4 protein-coding genes are annotated in these 4,665 nt (G+C 71.0%); 2 read left to right on the top strand and 2 right to left on the bottom strand.

Annotated elements, in window-relative coordinates; translation table 11 throughout:
- The coding region (locus ACFQ4H_RS34510) for an ATP-binding protein (RefSeq protein WP_377579438.1) at window positions 1-2,327 on the bottom strand (2,327 nt) is incomplete at its 3' end.
- Between the two features lie 77 nt (window positions 2,328-2,404).
- Window positions 2,405-2,584, bottom strand: a complete 180-nt coding sequence (locus ACFQ4H_RS34505) for a hypothetical protein (protein ID WP_377579436.1) — start codon at window positions 2,582-2,584, stop codon at window positions 2,405-2,407.
- Window positions 2,585-2,838: 254 nt separating this feature from the next.
- Here ACFQ4H_RS34505 and ACFQ4H_RS34500 point away from each other — a divergent pair, with 254 nt between their 5' ends.
- Window positions 2,839-3,525, top strand: coding sequence for a DUF4191 domain-containing protein (locus ACFQ4H_RS34500; protein ID WP_377579434.1), 687 nt, complete (start codon window positions 2,839-2,841; stop codon window positions 3,523-3,525).
- Window positions 3,526-3,659: 134 nt separating this feature from the next.
- Window positions 3,660-4,448 (top strand): hypothetical protein, encoded by a 789-nt coding sequence (locus ACFQ4H_RS34495; protein WP_377579432.1) that lies wholly within the window; start codon window positions 3,660-3,662, stop codon window positions 4,446-4,448.
- Window positions 4,449-4,665 lie beyond the last annotated feature (217 nt).

Here is a 4,665-nt window from a genome sequence, read left to right as displayed (position 1 = left end):
ACCCGGGTCGCTGCGGCCAGCGCCGGCCACCGGTAGCGGGGATAGTCGCTGGCGGCGACCGCACAGAGCGCCTCGCGCGCGGCGACCAGCCCGGCCGGCAGGTCGCCGCTGGCGTACGCCGCATCGATCTGCAGCTCGTACAGCGGCAGTCGGCCGGCCGGGCCGAAATGGCGGCGACCGAGGAAGGCGAGCGCCCGGGCGATGAGATCGTCGGCACCCGGATTCCCCCGGGCCAGCCACAGCCGGGCCCGCAGCTGCAACCAGTGCAGGCCCAGTGCACCCGGCGGGTCGAGTCGGGCGGCCTGGGCGCACATCGCCTCCGCCTCGTCCCAACGACCCAGTGCCAGCAGCGCCTCGGCCTGGTTCGAGAAGAGGAACGCCCCGGTGGACCGGCTGATACCGAACTGCCGGGCACAGTCCACTCCCCGCTCGGCGGCCTTCACCGACTCGGCGTACCGGCCCAGCTCGAAGAGCGTATCCGAGCTGCTGACCAGTACGGTCACCAGGCTCGACTGGTCCCCGGTTACCCGGGCCAACTCCTCGGCCCGGGCGAGCGCGGCCAACCGGACCTCGTCCGGCAGCTTCCAGCAGTCGATCCGCAGACTGGCCAACTCGGCGGAGAGCAACGAGGCGGGATCGTCGAGCGCCCGCGCCGACACCATCACCTGCTCGGCGACCGGGGACGCTTCCGCCGAATCGATCCTGGCGAGCTGGATGGCGATGTCGGCCAGTAGCCGTACCCGCTCCGGATCGTCGTCCAGCTCCGCGATCAGGCGGTACGCGGCCCGCGTCTCGTCGGCCCCGTCGCCCTTGTCGAGCAGGCGTAGCAGTTGGCCACGTCGCTCCAGCAGTCGCGCCGCCCGCAGCGGCTCCGCCGTCCGGTCGACCTCCGCCAGCGCCGCCCGGGTCAGGGTCACCGCCCGACTGTGGTCACCGGCGGTCCACGCCGCCGACAGCGTCTCCTCCAGCAGGGCCAGGTGGTCCATGCCGAGTCGCTCGGCGGCGTCCGGAACCTGTTCCCACAGTTCCAGCACCCGTTCCAGCAGCCGGCTCTGCTCCGCGTACGCATACCGGGCAGCGGCTGCCTTGGCCGCCGCCAGGGCAGCGGTCAGCGCCCGGGGATGGTCGTGTGCGGCGTACCAGTGGTGGGCGACCTCGGCCGGGGCGCGCCCGGCGGCGACCAGTTGTGGCTGGTTCTCGATGGCGACCGCGTAGCGGGCGTGCAGCCGGCCGTGCTCGCCGGGGAGCAGTTCGTCGTGTACGGCCTCGCGCACCAGCGCATGCCGGAACTCGTACCCGCCGTCCGGGTCGGCGACGATCAGTTGCGCGGCCACCGCCGCTCGCAGCGCGCTCTCCAACTCCGCCTCGGGCTCCCCGGCGACGGTGGCCAGCAGGTCGTGACTGAGCCGGTTCCCCCCGGCGGCGGCGATCCGCAGCACCCGCTGTGCCGATTCGGGTAGCCGGTCGACCCGGGCCAGTAGCAGGTCACGCAGGGTTCCGGGCAGGTCCGCACAGCCGGCCGGGTCACCGGCGGCGACGAGTTCCTCGATGAAGAACGGGTTGCCCTGCGCCCGGTCGTGGATGTTGTCGATCGCCCGCGTCACCGGTTCACCACCGAGCAGGTCGGCGAGGATCGCGGCGGTGCCGTCCCGATCCAGGCGGGCCAGGTCGACCCGCTCGACGCCCCGGGTCCGGTCGAGTTCGGCCAGGAACGGGCGCAACGGATGTCCCCGGTGCAGTTCGTCCGAGCGGTAGGTGCAGACCAGCATGACCCGCGCGGTCCGGGCGGCGCGGATCAGGAAGGAGATCAGGTCGCGGGTGGAGCGGTCGGCCCAGTGCAGGTCCTCGATCACCAGCACCAGCGGTGCGTCGGCGGCCAGCCGGGCAAACAGCTCACCGACCAGCTCGAACAGGTAGCCCTGGTGGGCATCCAGGCTGGCCGGCGGGACACTCGAACCGCCTGGGCCGAGCGGGGCCCGCCCCGGCGTCCGGGCCAGTTCGGGCAGTAGCCGGGCGAACTCATGCTCGTAGCCGTCAAAGACCTCGCCGCCGTCGCGGCGGAGCACTGCCCGTAGCGCGGCGGCGAACGGCGCGAACGGCAGGCCCTGCTCACCGAGTTCGAGGCACTGACCGATCAGCAGCCGACCGCCGTCGGCGACCACGAGTCGGCCGAACTCGTCGATCAGCCGGCTCTTGCCGACCCCGGCCTCACCGCCCACCAGCACCGCCGCCGGCTCACCGCCGCGTACCCGCTGGAACGTCCCGCGTAGGGCGGCGAGTTCGGTCTGACGACCGACGAGGACGGTGCTGGTGGCACGAAGGGTCACGACATCGAGGATGCCACGCCGGACCGAGGTGTGATCATGGTCGGCCCCCGCAGTCGACGGCGCGGGCCAGGTGATGGTCACCGGACGGTACGACCGGCCGTACGGTGCCGTAGCCCGGTCCAGCGCCGCGACCGAGCGTGTCCCGGCTGGCCGGTCAGGGATCGGGCGAGCCGGTCGACGTCCGCCTCAGCCCGTAGTTCCTCGAAGCGAGACCGATGGAGTTGAAGTACGAAGTACGCGTCGGTGGTGCTGGACATGGCTTCCTCCCGGGGAGGTCGTGGTTTCCTTGCCGAACACCACTCTTCGCTGGAAGGTCCCCCGGTCGCATGGGGCTGATGCCTGATCTTGGCGACTGCCAGCCTCCTTACCTGGCTCTCGGACGGCGGCCCGCGACGGTAAGGTCCTTACCCGGCCCTTCGGAACACCGTCTTCCGTACGGTGTTCCGGTGCACCGGGCGCGGAGGCCGGACGCGGATCAGCAGGATCCGCGCGGGCCATTAGACTCCGTCTCATGGCAAAGCCCCAGGAGAAGGTGTCGTTCGGCCAGCGGCTGAAGCAGATCGGGATGGTCTTCTCGTTTACTGCTAAACGCGACAAGTGGTTCGCGCCGCTGGCCGCCGCTGCGGTGCTGATCCCGCTAGCGCTCACCGTGGTTGCGACCATGGCCTGGGGCTGGTTCTGGTTGCCGGTCGGCATTCTGGTCGCGCTGCTGGCCCTGCTGATCGTGCTGAACCTACGTTCCAACGCGGCGATGATGAACGCCGCCGAGGGGCAACCGGGGGCGGCGGCTTCCATCCTCGAGAGCATGCGCGGCGACTGGCGGGTCACCCCGGCCATCAGCTCGACCACCCAGATGGACATGGTGCACCTGGTGATCGGGCGCCCCGGCGTGATCCTGCTGGCCGAGGGCAACCCGCAGCGGATCCGCGGGCTGCTCGGCCAGGAGAAGCGGCGGCTGGCCAAGGTGATCGGCAACGCCCCGCTCTACGACTACGTCGTCGGACAGGGCGAGAACGAGTTGTCCGTCCGCAAGCTGCGGATGACCCTGATGCGCCTCACCCCCGCCCTGAAGGGCAAGGATGTCAACGCGCTCGACAAGCGGTTGAAGGCGCTGTCTGCCCGGCCGCAGATGCCCAAGGGCGCGATTCCGAAGAACATGCGGCCGCCGGGCTTCCGGGGTGCCGGTCGTCCGCGGTAGCCGCGCCCGACCAGACCCGGACGGCTGTCCCGACCGTCGACCGCCCGCCCGGGACGCATTGATCGACCGCTGGTTCGCCTCTAGACTTCCGGCTGGCCTGGGCCGCATCGCCCAGACCGGTCGGGGGAGGCCAGTTGGCACAGTCATGTCCCGTTTGTGGGCAGGCCAACGACAGCGAGTCCGCGTACTGTCTCAACCCGGTCTGCGGCAGCCTGCTGCCCGGACCGGCCGTTCCGGCCGATCCCGGGTCCGGCTCGGCACCGGTCGGGACCGGCGGGAGCGCAGCCGGTGGTGACCGGCAGCCGAGGACGGCTACCGCCCGGACCCCACCACGTGGCCTGCTGGCGGCTGCTGCGATCGGTCTGGTCCTGATCCTTGCCGTCACCGGTATCTGGCTCGGCAAGACGCCGCGGGCCGAGAAGCACTCCGCCGATCCCGGGGTCGGCCTCGACCTCGACGTCCCGGGACCCACCGCACCGGTCGACGTGGCCACCCCGACCGTCCTCCCGACGGTCGTCGCCACCACCCCACGGCCCCCCAGACCATCCGCCACCACGACCCCGGCCAGGACTCCGAAGCCCGGCAGGACCACGCCAGCACCGGCCCGGACACCATCGGGGCCGTACGTCACCACGACGGGCAGTACGGTTTGTTACGCCGACGGCTGGGAAGTGCAGGCGACCGCCCGGCTGCACAACGTCCCGGCGGGCAGCCGCCAGTACGGCGAGGTGTGGCGCCCCAACGAAGACGGCGGGTCGGTCGGTTCAGTCATGGTCGGCAACTCGACCGAGTTCTCGGGAAGCACTGCCGGGCTGCTGCCACGTAGTCTCCCGTCGACGTCGTGGTGGGTGACCGTCGAACTATCCGACGGTCGCGAAATCGACTCCGCGAAGAAGACCGCCCGCAACCCCTGCGGATCCTGACCGGGTACCCACTCGGCGACCGGGACCGCCTACGTCCCCAGGCAGGAAAAGGCTCCGCGGCACGGATACGAAAGAGGGCTCTCTCCCGGCATAACCGGGAGAGAGCCCTCTCATTTGCTATCAGCTGTTGTTCCAGTGCTCGGCCACCAGGTCAGCGGCCTGGGTCTCCCACTGCGCGTAGTGGAACGGGAACGCCGACACCTGAACCTTCTGCGCA

Source organism: Micromonospora sonneratiae (genome assembly GCF_042679305.1).
Taxonomy (GTDB): Bacteria; Actinomycetota; Actinomycetes; order Mycobacteriales; family Micromonosporaceae; genus Micromonospora_H; species Micromonospora_H sonneratiae.
This window is presented reverse-complemented; position numbering and strand designations above follow the sequence as displayed.

Excerpts from the sequence above, each read along its gene's own strand:
- ACFQ4H_RS34500 (WP_377579434.1), top strand. The coding sequence starts at position 2,839 with ATGGCAAAGCCCCAGGAGAAGGTGTCGTTCGGCCAGCGGCTGAAGCAG.
- ACFQ4H_RS34505 (WP_377579436.1), bottom strand. The coding sequence starts at position 2,584 with ATGTCCAGCACCACCGACGCGTACTTCGTACTTCAACTCCATCGGTCT.